Consider the following 13,758-nt stretch of genomic DNA (forward strand, 5'->3'; position numbering starts at 1 on the left):
CGCCCGCCCGCGCTCAGGCGGCGCCGCGCTGCAACGCCTCGCACACGGCGACCGATTCGCGCGCGCCGAGCTCGATCGCCCTGCCGCAGTGGACGATCCACCCCGCCACCCCGTCCCTGGTCCCCGACGCGTAGCCGGCGAGCGCGGCGAGGTAGGCCGGCCGGCCGAGCTCCGCGTGCCCGACCTCGGCCGGCGCCACGGACTTCGGGTCGAGCCCGCCCCCGACCAGCACGATCCGTTCCGCCGCCCGCGCGACCTCGCCGTTGTGCGTGACGAACGGGCGCAGCGCGGCCAACTCGCCGTGCACCACGGCGGCCGTCACCAGCGCCGGCGCCGACGTGCCGCCCAGCACGAGGCGGCCCAACGCGTCGAGCCGGGCCGCCACCTCACCGGCGTCCGGCGCCGGGGCGCCGTCGCCCCACTCGTCGTCCGCGACCGCCTCGCCCGGCAGCCTGGGCCGGCCCACGGCCTCCTCGGCCGCCGAGCCGCCGCCGGCGGCCACCAGGTGCAGCCGCGCGAGCACCCGTAGCGGCGAGACCGGCCAGATCCCGAGCGACTGCCCGGCCTCCGCGGTGAGTCGCAGCGCGGCGCCCACCGCCCGCGCCTGTGGGTCCGCGCCGAAGTCGCTGCGGCGGCGCACCTCTTCGAGCGCCCAGTCGGCGCCGGCGAGCGCCGCCGAGGCGCGGGCGCCGCGCAGCGCCGCCTCGGCCGCGATCTCCGGGCTGCGGCGGCGCATCACGCGGTGCCGGTAGACGCCGTCCACGGCGGCGCGCACCGACTCGACGGCGTCCGCCACCCCGGGGAGCTCGGCCAGCGGCGCCAGCGGATCGCCCGCGGGGTCGGGGGCGGTCGAACGGCGGGGGTTCGGGTCTGCGTCGGCGGTCATGCCCCGAAGCCTAGGCGGGGCCCGATCGCGGTGAACCTCCCGGCACGACCCACACGTTCGAGTGGCCCCGTCCCTCGAACGGCCTTGGGCCGGCCCGCCCCGGGCTACGCTAATGAACATGAAGATCGCTTTCGTAGGCAAGGGTGGCAGCGGGAAGACGACGCTGTCCTCGCTGTTCATCCGGCGCCTCGCGGCCCGCCGGGCCCCGGTGACCGCGGTGGACGCCGACATCAACCAACACCTCGGCGTGGCGCTCGGGCTGACGGAGGAGCAGGCCGCCGCGGTGCCCCCCATGGGCGAGCGGCTCGGCCTGATCAAGGACTACCTGCGCGGCGCCAACCCGCGGATCCTCTCGGCCGAGACGATGATCAAGACCACGCCGCCGGGCGAGGGTTCGCGGCTGCTGCGGCTCGGCGAGGACAACCCGATCTTCGACGCCTGCGCCCGCGCCGTCCCGTTGGACGACGGCGTCGCGCGGCTGCTGGTCACCGGGCCCTTCACGGAGGACGACCTGGGCGTCGCCTGCTACCACTCCAAGACCGGCGCCGTCGAGCTGGTGCTCAACCACCTGGTGGACGGGCGCGGCGAGTTCATGGTGGTCGACATGACGGCCGGCAGCGACTCGTTCGCCTCCGGCATGTTCACGCGCTTCGACATGACCTTCCTGGTGGCCGAGCCGACCCGCAAGGGCGTCTCGGTCTACCGCCAGTACCGGGACTACGCGCGGGACTTCGGGGTCGCGCTGCGCGTGGTGGGCAACAAGGTGCAGGGCCAGGAGGACCTGGACTTCCTGCGCGCCGAGGTGGGGGACGACCTGCTGGTCGCCTTCGGCCAGTCGGACTGGGTGCGGGCGCTGGAGCGCGGCAGCGGGCGGCCGTTCGGCGATCTCGAGCCGGAGAACGCCCGGGCTCTGGACGTGCTCATCGACGCGGCCGACGCGGCCTACGCCCGCCGCGACTGGGAGCGTTACACGCAGCAGATGGTGCACTTCCACCTGAAGAACGCGGCGAGTTGGGGGAACGAGCGGACCGGGGCCGACCTGGCCGCGCAGGTCGACCCCGGCTTCACGCTCAGCGAGGCGCGGCTGCCCAGCCCTCAGCTGGCCTGAGCCCGCCCGGGCGGGGCGCTGAACCCGAAGGCGGCGGGCCTGATCCCGCCGAGGAACGCCTGCCAGCCGCCGGGTGGGCTGACTCCGACGTCCAGGGTCCGCAGCAGTTCGAGCACGGCCGGGTCCTGGGCGTCGAGCCAGTCGACGAGTTGCCGGAAGGAGACGCACCGCACGCCCTCCTTCGGGCACACCTCCTTGATGACGTCCTCGACGGCGCGCATGTAGATGCCGTCGTTCCAGTCCTCGAAGTGGTTGCCGATGATGAGCGGCGCCCGGTTGCCGTGGTAGGCGCGGTCGAACGCGGCGAGCAGCCCGCCGCGCATCTGCTCCTCCCACACCGGGTGCATGGCCGGGTCGCCGCTGCCCTCGCCCGACTGGTTGTACATGTAGTTGTAGTCCATCGAGAGCGTCTCGAACTCGCGCCCGGGCATCGGGACCTCCTGGAGCGGGATGTCCCAGACGCCCTCGGGGCTCTTCTCCGGCCAGACCTGCCGGCCGCTGCCGCTTGAGTCGTAGCGCAGTCCCGTCTCGGCGGCGGCCTTCAGCAGGTTCCGCTGGCCTTCCAGGCAGGGCGCGCGGCCGCCGACCAACTCCTTCTCGTAGTCGAAGGGCAGCGGTTCCAGGTCGTGGAACCCGGTGGTGGTGCGCCAGTTCTCGACCATCCACTTCGCCTGTGTGATCTCGCTCACCCACTGCTCGACCGACCAGTCGCCCACGCCGCCGGGGCCGCAGAAGTGGCCGTTGAAATGGGTGCCGATCTCGCTGCCGTCCAGCCAGGCGGCGCGTAGTTGTTCGATGGTGGCCCGGATGTTCTCGTCGCTGAGGTAACCGATGTCGGAGGCGCCGGGCGCGTGCCCGGGCGGCCGGTAACGCTGCCGCTCGCTCTCGGGCAGCAGATAGAGCCCGGAGAGGAAATAGGTCATGCTCGCGTCGTTTTCCTCGGCCACCTCGCGGAAGTGGGAGAACAGCCGGTTGCCGTCCTCGCCCGCGCCGTCCCAGGAGAAGACGACGAACTGCGGTGGCTCCTCGCCGGGTCGGAGGCGGATGGCCTTCGGCTGGTTGGGCTGCCGCCCGGTGTCGGCGGTCGAGCCGTCACCGATCAGCTTCCCGGCCTGCTCGAGGGACTCGCGGGACGGGGGCCCCGGATGGTCGGGCGAGGCCTCGCCCCGCTTCTTCGGCTCCTGATCCCCGCCGCCGTCCGGCTCGTCGCCGAAGGTGCCGCAGCCGGCCACCCCGAGCAGCAGCGCGGCGGCCGCCGACCACCGAACCGCTCGCATTCCACGCAAGACCACCATGGGTCCTCCCACACCTCATCGGTACGCCAGTCCCAACTTCATAAGAGATGTGGAAGTGAGATGTTAATACGACAAGCGGATTGAATGATTATTTAGCTCGTAAGGAGTAATTTCCGTGTGGAGGCTTTCCCCGAGTAGTCGACGCCTTTACGCGCCATTACTCTTCATTTACTGACGCTTGAGCCTGGCCATACCTTCACGGTCGGTTCTCTTCCGAAATCCTTCGAAGCCCACGTCGACCACCCTCGCCAGCACCTCCTGGACGGAGACGGAACATGTCCGCCTGCGCCCCTCGCCGACCCGACGTATCCGCGTCGATCTCCGTGTTCCTGATCGCGCTGCCGCTCTCGCTCGGCATCGCCCTCGCCACCGGGGCCCCGCTCCAGGCGGGCCTCCTCGCCGCCGCCGTCGGCGGCCTCGTCGCCGGCGCCCTCGGCGGCGCCCCGCTCCAGGTCAGCGGCCCGACCGCCGGCCTCACCGTGGTCACCGCCGAGCTCATCCAGGAGTACGGCTGGCGCGCCACCTGCGCCATCACCGTGCTCGCCGGCCTCACCCAACTGGCGCTCTCCGCACTGCGGGTGGCCCGCGCCGCCCTGATGGTCAGCCCCGCCATCGTGCACGGCATGCTCGCCGGCATCGGCATCACCATGGCCCTCGCCCAGCTCCATGTCGTCCTCGGCGGCAGCCCGGAGACCTCCGCGCTGGACAACCTGCGCGACCTGCCGGGCCAGTTGACCGACCCCCACCTCACGGCCGCTGTCGTCGGCGGCCTCACGGTGGCGGTGCTGCTCGGCTGGCCCCGGCTGCCGGGCCGGACCGGCGGGGCGGTGCGCGGCGCGGTGCCGGCCGCGCTCGCCGCCATGACCCTGGCCACCCTGCTCGCCTGGGCGCTTGACCTGCGGCTGCCCCGCGCCGACCTGCCGAGCTGGAGCAGCCACTCGCTCTCCGGCATGCCGGAGGGCCCGGTGCTTGGCCTCGCGGCGGCCGTGCTCACCATCACCCTGGTGGCGAGCGTCGAGTCGCTGCTGTCCGCGGTGGCCGTGGACAAGCTGGCGACGGCCAGGCAGCGCGCCGGCGGGCCGCCGGTGCGCCGGGCCGACCTGGACCGGGAGCTGCGCGGCCAGGGCACGGGCAACGTGGTCTCCGGGCTGCTCGGCGGGCTGCCGATCAGCGGCGTCGCGGTGCGCAGCGCGGCCAACGTGGCGGCCGGCGCCGTCAGCCGCTGGTCCGCGATCCTGCACGGCTGCTGGGTGCTGCTGGCCACCGGGCTGCTCGTCGGGCTGCTGGAGCAGATCCCGCTGGCCGCGCTCGCCGCCCTGGTCGCGGTGGTCGGCGCGCAGATGGTCAAGATCACGCACATCCGCAGCGTCACCCGGCACCGCGAGGTGCTGGTGTACGCGGTCACGGCGACCGGGGTCACCTTCCTCGGCGTGCTGGAGGGCGTGGGCATCGGCATCGCGGTGGCCGTCGCGGTGGCGCTGCACCGGCTGACCCACACCAGGATCGGCCACGAGCGGCTGGCCGACGGCTCGCACCACATCAGGGTGCACGGGCAGTTGACGTTCCTCGCGGTGCCGCGGCTGAGCCGGGCGCTGGCGCTGGTCCCCGAACACGAGCCCGCCACCGTCGAGTTGGACGGCACGTTCATGGACCACGCGGCCTACGAGGCGCTGCACGACTGGCGGACGGCACACGCCGCGCAGGGCGGTCCTGTGGAGATCACCGGCCGGTCGGGGCGGCGGCTCCTGGACGACCTGTCCACGCCCCACCAGTGCCGGCCCTGGCTCCCCTGGCGCAACCACCAGTGCACGGCGGCGCCGCCGCCGGTCGCCGGCAGCCCGGGGCCGCTGCGCGTCGGCGACCACCACCCCGACCAACTGCTCGTCGGCGTGCGGAACTTCCAGCGCACCACGGCGCCGCTGGTGCGCCACGAGCTGGCCAGGCTCGCGGACGAGGGGCAGCGGCCCGGCGAGCTGTTCATCACCTGCGCCGACTCCCGCCTGGTCACCAGCATGATCACGTCGAGCGGCCCGGGCGATCTGTTCACCGTGCGCAACGTGGGCAACCTGGTGCCGCCGCCCGGCGCCGAGTCGGCCGACCACTCGGTGGCGGCGGCCATCGAGTACGCCGTCGACATGCTGCGGGTGCGCTCCATCACGGTGTGCGGGCACTCGGGCTGCGGGGCGATGCACGCCCTCGAGTCGCTCAGCCCGGACGGTCTGATCGAGTCGGAGGCGGCGGATCCAGCCGCGGCCAGCTCCCTCGACCGCTGGCTGCGGCACGGCCGGCCCAGCCTCGCCCGGCTCGCCCAGGCCAACGGCACGGCCGCCCGGCTCGACGCGCGGCCACCCGCCGACGCGCTGGAGGCCCTGTGCCTGACCAACGTGCTGCAGCAGCTCGACCACCTCGCCCTGCACCCGTGCGTGGCGCGGCGGATGGCGGAGGGCGAGCTCGATCTGCGCGGCATGTACTTCCACGTCGGCGAGGCCCAGGCGTACGTGTTGAACCGCGGCGTGGCCGCGGGCCCGGCTCCGGTGTTCGCGGCGGTGCGGCCCGACGAACGCCGACCCGACGCGTGCGCGGAGCCGCTGCCCGGCTGACCCGGCGCGGCCCGCGGGTGCCGTTCGTCGCGCGCCCGCGGGCCGCTCACCGCGCCTCGGTGCCGTTCGTCGCGTTCCCCCGCGACAGGTCTACACCACTCGTCCGGTTGCCCTTGTCAAAGCCCATCCGGACTGATGAGGTGTGCCCTGGGACACACCAGCACGCCGAGGGAGATGTCGTGAGTAAAGAGAGCCTGGCCAATCTCATGACGGAGGAGCGGCGGTTCGCTCCCCCCGCCGAGTTGGCCGCCGGCGCCAACGTCACCGCCGCCGCCTACGAGGCGGCCGACGCCGACCGGCCGGCGTTCTGGGCCGAGCAGGCGCGCCGGCTCAGCTGGGAGCAGGAGCCCACCCAGACGCTTGACTGGTCCAACCCGCCCTTCGCCAAGTGGTTCGCCGACGGCCGGCTCAACGTGGCGTACAACTGCGTCGACCGGCACGTCGAGGCCGGCCACGGGGACCGGGTCGCCATCCACTTCGAGGGCGAGCCGGGCGACTCACGCGCCATCACCTACGCCGAGCTCCAGCGCGAGGTCTCCAAGGCCGCGCACGCGCTCACCGAGCTGGGCGTCGAGGCCGGCGACCGGGTCGCCATCTACCTGCCGATGATCCCCGAGGCGATCATCGCGATGCTGGCCTGCGCCCGGATCGGCGCCCCGCACTCGCTGGTGTTCGGCGGGTTCTCCGCCGACGCGCTGGCCACCCGGATCGTGGACGCCGACGCCCGGATCGTCATCACCTCGGACGGCGGCTGGCGGCGCGGCGCGCCCTCGGCGCTGAAGCCCGCGGTGGACGAGGCGCTGACCCGCCCCGGCACGGAGGCGGTGCGCAGCGTGCTGGTGGTGCGCCGCACCGGCCAGGACGTGGCGTGGCGCGAGGGCCGGGACGTGTGGTGGCACGAGGTGGTGGACCGTCAGCCGGAGGAGCACACCCCGCAGGCGTTCGACGCCGAGCACCCGCTGTTCATCCTCTACACCTCGGGCACCACCGGGAAGCCGAAGGGCATCCTGCACACCTCGGGTGGCTACCTTACCCAGGTGGCCTACACCCACCACGCCGTCTTCGACCTGAAGCCCGAGTCCGACGTCTACTGGTGCACCGCCGACGTCGGCTGGGTCACCGGCCACTCCTACATCGTGTACGGCCCGCTGGCCAACGGCGCCACCGAGGTGGTCTACGAGGGCACCCCCAACACCCCGCACAACGGCCGCTGGTGGGAGATCGTCCAGAAGTACGGCGTGACCCTCCTCTACACCGCGCCGACCGCGATCCGCACCTGCATGAAGTGGGGCGACGACGTCCCCTCCGGCTTCGACCTCAGCAGCCTGCGCCTGCTCGGCTCGGTCGGCGAGCCGATCAACCCCGAGGCGTGGATCTGGTACCGCAAGCACATCGGCGGCGACCGCGTCCCGGTCGTCGACACCTGGTGGCAGACGGAGACCGGCGGCATCATGATCAGCCCGCTGCCCGGCGTCACCCACGCCAAGCCGGGCTCCGCGCAGGTGCCGCTGCCCGGCATCAGCGCCACCGTGGTCGACGACGACGGCAACGAGGTGGCCAACGGCTCGGGCGGCTACCTGACGCTGACCGAGCCCTGGCCGTCCATGCTGCGCACCATCTGGGGCGACGACCAGCGCTACCTCGACACCTACTGGTCCCGCTTCCCCGGCAGGTACTTCGCGGGCGACGGCGCCAAGAAGGACGCGGACGGCGACATCTGGCTGCTGGGCCGGGTGGACGACGTGATGCTGGTGTCGGGCCACAACATCTCGACCACCGAGGTGGAGTCGGCGCTCGTCTCGCACCCGAGGATCGCGGAGGCGGCCGTGGTGGGCGCCACCGACCCGCAGACCACCCAGGCCATCGTCGCGTTCGTGATCCTGCGCGGCGGCGCCGAGGAGGCCCCGGGCCTGGTGGACGAGCTGCGGGCGCACGTCGCCAAGGAGCTGGGGCCGATCGCCAAGCCGAAGAAGATCCTGCCGGTCGACGAGCTGCCCAAGACCCGTTCGGGCAAGATCATGCGCCGGCTGCTGCGGGACGTGGCGGAGAACCGCGAGCTGGGTGACGTGACCACGCTGACCGACTCCACGGTGATGGACCTGATCCAGGCCAAGCTGCCGTCCGCGGCCAGCGAGGACTGAGCGTTCTCGTTACGACGGCGTTACCCGTTCGAGGGGTTGAGGGGCGTCCGGTGTCCGCCGGGCGCCCCTATACCATTTGCGGCATCGCTCCCCCGGGCGAACATCCCACTACCGTCGTGCACCGGCAGCAACCACCTCCGGGCGCGACGCGTCCTGGAGAGAAGAGAGGGAGAGAACGCGATGACCGCAGCCGACGAGGGCCGCAGCCTGGGAGAGCTGGTCGCTTCGGCCACCGCCGAGCTGTCCGGCCTGGTGCACGACGAGATCGCGCTGGCCAAGGCCGAGTTGCGGCAGGACGTCAGGCGGGCGCTGCTCGGCAGCGTGGCCGGCATGGTGGGAGCCGTGCTGACGGTCTTCGCGGTGCCGCTGTTCAGCTTCGCGCTGGCCTTCTGGATCCACAACTGGTGGGGGATCTCGCTCGCCCTCTCCTGCACCATCGTGGGCGGCTTCTACGTGCTGCTCGCGCTGCTGCTCTTCCTGCTCGCCAAGAGCAGGTTCGGCCGGATCGCGCCGCCCGAGCGTTCGATCCGCTCCGCCAAGGCGTCGGCTTCCGTACTGTCGAGCGTCAGGCCCCGGCCGCGTGGCGTCCCCGCCGACGAGGCAGGCTCGTCCACATGACCGCTCCTGACCAGTCGGGGATGTGGTCCGCGGTCGTCCTACGGGACGGGCCGTGGACGCACCGTCATGTCGCCGCCAACGGCGCCCGCTTCCACATCGCCGAGCTCGGCGACGGCCCGCTGGTGCTGCTGGTGCACGGCTTCCCGCAGTTCTGGTGGGCCTGGCGGCACCAGCTCACGGCGCTGGCCGACGCCGGCTACCGGGCGGTGGCGATGGACCTGCGCGGGGTGGGCGGCAGCGACCGGACGCCGCGCGGCTACGACCCGGCCAACCTGGCGCTGGACGTCACCGGGGTGATCCGCTCGCTCGGCGAGCCGGACGCGGCGCTCGTCGGGCACGACCTCGGCGGCTACCTGGCGTGGACGGCGGCGGTGATGCGGCCCAAGCTGGTGCGCCGCCTGGTGGTGTCCTCGATGCCGCATCCGCGCAGCTGGCGTTCCGCGCTGCTGAGGGATCCGCGGCAGACGGCGGCGAGTTCCTACGTCTGGGGCTTCCAACGGCCCTGGCTGCCGGAGCGGCAGCTGGTGGCGGACGACGCGGAGGCGGTGGGCAGGCTGCTGCGCGAGTGGTCGGGGCCGCGCCAGCCGGAGCCGGAGGCCGTGGAGGTCTACCGGCAGGCGATGGCGATCCCGTCGACGGCGCACTGCGCCATAGAGCCCTACCGCTGGATGGTGCGGTCGATCGCCCGCCCGGACGGCATCCAGTTCAACCGGCGGATGAAGCGGCCGGTGCTGGTGCCGACGCTGCACCTGCACGGCTCGCTCGACCCGGTGATGCGCACCAGGAGCGTGGCGGGCTCCGGCGAGTACGTGGAGGCGCCCTACCGCTGGCGGCTCTTCGACGGGCTCGGGCACTACCCGCACGAGGAGGACGCGGTGGCGTTCAGCGCCGAGCTGATCGACTGGCTGCGCGACCCGGAGCCGGACCGCCGTTGACGCTCCGCTGTGGCCGGTCGGCCGCGCCAGCCGTTCCGCATGTGCCGGCCGCACGTGCCGGCCGCACAGGCCGTCGGCACAGGCCGGCCGCATACGCCGACCGACTTCGCATCCGGGAGGTTACTGACCTTGGAAGCGGGCAGGGAGCGGGTATGGGCTGGCACGACTACCGTGACGTGGCACGTGATCGACGCGGCGCTGGCGCCGCAACGCGGGCGCGGCTCAGCGCCGCGCGGCGGACCCGGGGCGGCTCGCTGCCGGATCCGCGGATCGGTTTCCCGGACATCCTGCGCCGGCGCGCCCGGTGGGTAGGGGTCCGGTTGCGGCACCCCAGGAGCTGATCCGGCGTCCGCCCCTCTTCCTCGGGCCTACAGCGCGCAGCCCTGGGTGTCGACCCGCCCCTCGGTGGCGCGGCCCAGGGCGATCAGCTCGGCCAACTCGTCGTTGGTGAGGGCGTATCCGGTGTCGGCGTCGTCCAGTGACTTGGCGAAGATCACGCCGAACACGCGGCCGTCCGGGGTGAGCAGCGGGCCGCCCGAGTTGCCGGGGCGGACGGTGGAGAAGAGGGAGTAGATGTCGCGGTCGACGGTGCCGCGGCGGTAGATGTCGGGGCCGTTGGCGTCGAAGCGCTCGCGGACGCGGGCCGGGCGCACGTCGAACGGGCCGCTCTCGGGGAAGCCGGCGATGATGGCGTCGTCGCCGGTGACGGCGTCGTCCTGGGCGAACTGGAGCGGCGGCGCGTCGAGCCCCGGCACGTCGAGCACGGCGATGTCGCGCTGCCAGTCGTAGAGCACGACCTCGGCGTCGAACAGTTCGCCCTCGCCGCCGATCTGCACGGTGGGCTCGGTGACGCCGCCGACGACGTGCGCGTTGGTCATCACGCGCTCCGCCGCGAAGACGAAGCCGGTGCCCTCCAGGACCTTGCCGCAACCGGTGGCGGTGCCCTCAACCTTGACGATGGACCGTTTCGCCTGCTCGACGACGGGGCTGGTGGCCAGCGCCGGGTCGGGTGGCGGGACGGCCGTGATGACCTCGTCGTCGAAGGGCGCGAAGACCTGGGGGAAGCCCTGTTGGGCGAGGACGGAGCCGAAGTCCGTGAACCAGCCGTCGGCCCGCTCGGGCAGGGCGCCGGAGAGGGCGCCGAGCACCCGGGAGTCGCGCACCTCACGGCCCACCGTGGGCAGCGTGGTCATGGCGAGCGCGGAACCTATCAGCCAGGCGACGAGCAGCATGGCCAGGACGTTGACCAGGGCGCCGCCGGTGGCGTCGAGCGCGCGGGCCGGGCTCCACGTGATGCGGTCGCGCAGCCGGTTGCCCCAGTGGGTGGTGAGGGCCTGGCCGATGGAGGCGGCGAGGAGCACGATGACGACCGCCGCGATCACGGCCGCGTCGGCCGGCTGGTCGCCGTCGTTCATCTCGCGCCACACCAGGGGCAGCGCGTAGACGGCGGCTAAGCCACCGCCGACGAAGCCCGTGACGGAGAGGACTCCGATCACGAATCCCTGCCGGTAACCGATGACGGCGAACCAGATCCCGGCCAACACCAGCAGCACGTCGAGGACGTTCATGACGGATACCGTCTCACGCGCCGTGGTCGAGTGGGATCTCCCGCCGGTGGTCCCACGGCTCCTCCCAGCCCGCGTAGTACAGGATCCGGTCGATGAGGCCGGCGGTGAAGCCCCAGACCAGGGTGTCGGCGACGAGGAAGCACGGGCCGCGGTAGCCGCTGGGGTGCAGGGCGGTGCCGCGGCTGGCGGCGGCGGCGAGCTCGGCGAGCGGCACGGTGAAGACGCGGGCCGTCTCGGCCGGGTCCACGGGCGCCACCGGGGTCGGCTCGTGCCACCAGCCGAGCACCGGCGAGACGACGAAGCCGCTGACCGGGATGTAGAGCCGGGGCAGGATGGCGAAGACCCGCACCCCGGCCGGGTCGAGGCCGGTCTCCTCGGCTGCCTCGCGCAGCGCGGCGCGCAGCGGGCCCTCGCCCTCCGGGTCGCCGTCGCCCGGGTCGAGCGCGCCGCCGGGGAACGAGGACTGGCCGGCGTGCGCCCGCAGGCTGGTGGCCCGCTGGAGCAGCAGCAGCTCGGGGCCGCTCGGCCCCTCGCCGAACAGCACGAGCACCGCCGACTGCCGGCCGCCCTCGGGTGGCGGGAGGAAGCGGCTGAGCTGCCGGGGGGTGATGGTGTGGGCGGCGCGCGCCAGGGGCCGCAGCCACTCGGGCAGCGCGTCGGGACCGACCCGGTGGATGTCGACGTGGTGCGCACTGGTCATGGGCTTCCTCCGGGTCGGTCCTGCGGTGGCGGGCCGGGCGGGGCCCCGGCCGGTGGGAGCCCCGCGGCTCAGGGACCCGCGGCCGGGGCCGGCTTGCCCGGGTAGTCGGCCGGGGGCTTGAGCCGCTGTCCTGGCTGGCCGCCCAGCTCGTACTTGAGGAGCTTCCTCGCCTTCTCCGGGTCCGTCTCGCCCTCGCCGTACGAGGGGCACAGATGCGCGACGGGGCAGGCGCCGCAGGCGGGCTTACGGCTGTGGCAGATGCGGCGCCCGTGGAATATCACCCGGTGCGACAGCATCGTCCACTCCTTCTTGGGGAAGATCTCGGCGACCGCGGCCTCGATCTTCTCCGGCTCCGACTCCTCCGTCCACCGCCAGCGGCGGACCAGCCGCTGGAAGTGGGTGTCGACGGTGATGCCGGGCTTGCCGAACGCGTTCCCCAGGACGACGTGGGCCGTCTTGCGGCCGACGCCTGGCAGCCGCACCAGGTCATCGAGGCGCCCCGGCACCTCGCCGCCGAACTCGTCCCGCAGGGCGGCCGAGAGCCCGATCAGCGACTTGGTCTTGGCGCGGAAGAAGCCGGTGGGCCTGATGATCTCCTCGACCGCCGCCGGATCGGCCGCCGCCAGGTCCTCGGGGGTCGGGTAGGCGGCGAAGAGCCGGGGCGTCGTCTGGTTGACCCGCAGGTCGGTGGTCTGGGCCGAGAGGACGGTGGCGACCAGCAGCTGGTAGGGGTTCTCGAAGTCCAGCTCTGGATGGGCGTACGAGAAGACGTCCGCCAGCACCCGGTTGATCTTTCTGGCCCTGCGCACCATGGCGACCCGGCTCTCCGGCCGCCCGGCACCCACCGAACGGGCGGCACCGGCTCGCCCGCGCGGAGCAGTGCGTTCGCCAACAGCGGAATCCTGGCTCGCGTTCACCCGCCCGGCTCCTCCTCATGGTTCCTCGCCGTGGTCCCCCACGGCCTCGTCCCTCCGCCACCACCGGGCGATCTCCCGGCCGTTGGCCACCCGGCCAGCGTAAACGGCGGCACCGACATTCGCCCGGGCCTCCACGGAATCACGGCCCGAACGGGCCCCTGGCGTAGGAGCGAGGGTTCCGGTAGGTCAGACTTGTGACTGATAGCACTGCCGGAGCGTCCGGCATGATGAGGGGCGTGACCGCGCCCCACCGCCCGGCGCACCCCGGCCGATAAGGAGAGGCACTCGTGGACGACGTTCTGCGGCGCGCCCCGCTCTTCGCGGCGCTCGATGACGAGCAGGCCGCTGAGCTGCGCGCTTCCATGACCGAGGTGACGCTCGCCCGCGGCGACACCCTCTTCCACGAGGGGGACCCGGGTGACCGCCTCTACGTGGTCACCGACGGCAAGGTCAAGCTGCACCGCACCTCACCCGACGGCCGGGAGAACATGCTGGCCGTGCTGGGCCCCGGTGAGCTGATCGGCGAGCTCTCCCTCTTCGACCCGGGCCCGCGCACCGCCACCGCCACCGCCGTCACCGAGGTCCGGCTGCTCGGCCTCGGCCACAGCGACCTCCAGCCCTGGCTGAGCGCCCGCCCCGAGGTCGCGGCCGCGCTGCTGCGGGCCGTGGCCCGCCGGCTGCGCAGGACCAACGACCAGATGTCCGACCTGGTCTTCTCCGACGTGCCAGGCCGGGTGGCGCGCGCGCTCCTCGACCTGTCGCGCCGCTTCGGCGTGCAGTCGGAGGAGGGCATCCACGTGGTGCACGACCTCACCCAGGAGGAGCTGGCCCAGCTGGTGGGCGCCTCCCGCGAGACGGTGAACAAGGCGCTGGCCGACTTCGCGGCCCGCGGCTGGCTGCGTCTCGAGGCGCGCGCCGTGATCCTGCTGGACATCGAGCGGCTGGCGCGCCGCTCGCGTTAGACCGCCCCCTCGGGTTCAGACCGCCTCG

At 73.1% G+C, this 13,758-nt stretch carries 11 protein-coding genes; 6 read left to right on the forward strand and 5 right to left on the reverse strand.

The genetic code is table 11. From position 1 onward, the window contains the following. Window positions 1-13: 13 nt before the first annotated feature. Window positions 14-886, reverse strand: coding sequence for an oxidoreductase (locus ACFWI8_RS08145; protein WP_387087184.1), 873 nt, complete (start codon window positions 884-886; stop codon window positions 14-16). A gap of 118 nt (window positions 887-1,004) precedes the next feature. On the opposite strand from ACFWI8_RS08145, the gene ACFWI8_RS08150 reads away from it, so the two are divergent. Next, window positions 1,005-1,994 (forward strand): ATP-binding protein, encoded by a 990-nt coding sequence (locus ACFWI8_RS08150; RefSeq protein WP_387087186.1) that lies wholly within the window; start codon window positions 1,005-1,007, stop codon window positions 1,992-1,994. Here ACFWI8_RS08150 and ACFWI8_RS08155 read toward each other — a convergent pair. Further along, the gene (locus ACFWI8_RS08155) at window positions 1,982-3,271 is read right to left on the reverse strand and encodes a hypothetical protein (protein WP_387087188.1); all 1,290 of its coding nucleotides are present in this window, start codon (window positions 3,269-3,271) and stop codon (window positions 1,982-1,984) included. The genes ACFWI8_RS08150 and ACFWI8_RS08155 overlap by 13 nt on opposite strands. A gap of 293 nt (window positions 3,272-3,564) precedes the next feature. Here ACFWI8_RS08155 and ACFWI8_RS08160 point away from each other — a divergent pair, with 293 nt between their 5' ends. The 4 genes from ACFWI8_RS08160 (at window position 3,565) to ACFWI8_RS08175 (ending at window position 9,583) form a co-directional block, all read left to right on the forward strand. Then, complete coding sequence (locus ACFWI8_RS08160) at window positions 3,565-5,889, forward strand: bifunctional SulP family inorganic anion transporter/carbonic anhydrase (protein ID WP_387087190.1); 2,325 nt, start codon at window positions 3,565-3,567, stop codon at window positions 5,887-5,889. Window positions 5,890-6,068: 179 nt separating this feature from the next. Next, window positions 6,069-8,030, forward strand: a complete 1,962-nt coding sequence (gene acs, locus ACFWI8_RS08165; RefSeq protein WP_387087192.1) for an acetate--CoA ligase — start codon at window positions 6,069-6,071, stop codon at window positions 8,028-8,030. Window positions 8,031-8,210: 180 nt separating this feature from the next. Beyond that, window positions 8,211-8,648: a phage holin family protein gene (locus tag ACFWI8_RS08170; protein ID WP_311596275.1), complete on the forward strand. Its 438-nt coding sequence runs from the start codon at window positions 8,211-8,213 to the stop codon at window positions 8,646-8,648. Beyond that, the gene (locus ACFWI8_RS08175; protein WP_387087194.1) at window positions 8,645-9,583 is read left to right on the forward strand and encodes an alpha/beta fold hydrolase; all 939 of its coding nucleotides are present in this window, start codon (window positions 8,645-8,647) and stop codon (window positions 9,581-9,583) included. Before ACFWI8_RS08170 ends, ACFWI8_RS08175 begins: the two co-directional genes overlap by 4 nt. A 368-nt stretch (window positions 9,584-9,951) precedes the next feature. Here the strand turns inward: ACFWI8_RS08175 and ACFWI8_RS08180 are convergent, their stop codons facing one another. From ACFWI8_RS08180 to nth, 3 genes are all read right to left on the reverse strand, one after another. Then, complete coding sequence (locus tag ACFWI8_RS08180) at window positions 9,952-11,151, reverse strand: MarP family serine protease (RefSeq protein WP_387087196.1); 1,200 nt, start codon at window positions 11,149-11,151, stop codon at window positions 9,952-9,954. Window positions 11,152-11,164: 13 nt separating this feature from the next. Beyond that, on the reverse strand, window positions 11,165-11,851 hold the full coding sequence (locus ACFWI8_RS08185) for an NUDIX hydrolase (protein ID WP_387087198.1): 687 nt from the start codon (window positions 11,849-11,851) through the stop codon (window positions 11,165-11,167). 68 nt (window positions 11,852-11,919) lie between these two features. After that, a complete protein-coding gene (gene nth / locus ACFWI8_RS08190; RefSeq protein WP_387087200.1) occupies window positions 11,920-12,768 on the reverse strand; it encodes an endonuclease III in 849 nt (282 codons plus the stop codon). Window positions 12,769-13,055: 287 nt separating this feature from the next. Here nth and ACFWI8_RS08195 point away from each other — a divergent pair, with 287 nt between their 5' ends. Further along, window positions 13,056-13,730, forward strand: coding sequence for a Crp/Fnr family transcriptional regulator (locus ACFWI8_RS08195; RefSeq protein ID WP_132933688.1), 675 nt, complete (start codon window positions 13,056-13,058; stop codon window positions 13,728-13,730). The last annotated feature ends 28 nt before the right edge of the window (window positions 13,731-13,758 follow it).

Origin of the sequence: Streptomyces sp. NPDC127098, assembly GCF_042722465.1 — a bacterium.
Lineage (GTDB): Bacteria > Actinomycetota > Actinomycetes > Streptomycetales > Streptomycetaceae > Streptomyces > Streptomyces millisiae.

Coding starts and splice junctions, on each gene's coding strand:
- ACFWI8_RS08185 (WP_387087198.1), bottom strand. CDS start 11,851: ATGACCAGTGCGCACCACGTCGACATCCACCGGGTCGGTCCCGACGCG.
- ACFWI8_RS08150 (WP_387087186.1), top strand. CDS start 1,005: ATGAAGATCGCTTTCGTAGGCAAGGGTGGCAGCGGGAAGACGACGCTG.
- ACFWI8_RS08160 (WP_387087190.1), top strand. CDS start 3,565: ATGTCCGCCTGCGCCCCTCGCCGACCCGACGTATCCGCGTCGATCTCC.
- ACFWI8_RS08180 (WP_387087196.1), bottom strand. CDS start 11,151: ATGAACGTCCTCGACGTGCTGCTGGTGTTGGCCGGGATCTGGTTCGCC.
- ACFWI8_RS08175 (WP_387087194.1), top strand. CDS start 8,645: ATGACCGCTCCTGACCAGTCGGGGATGTGGTCCGCGGTCGTCCTACGG.
- ACFWI8_RS08155 (WP_387087188.1), bottom strand. CDS start 3,271: ATGCGAGCGGTTCGGTGGTCGGCGGCCGCCGCGCTGCTGCTCGGGGTG.
- ACFWI8_RS08145 (WP_387087184.1), bottom strand. CDS start 886: ATGACCGCCGACGCAGACCCGAACCCCCGCCGTTCGACCGCCCCCGAC.
- ACFWI8_RS08170 (WP_311596275.1), top strand. CDS start 8,211: ATGACCGCAGCCGACGAGGGCCGCAGCCTGGGAGAGCTGGTCGCTTCG.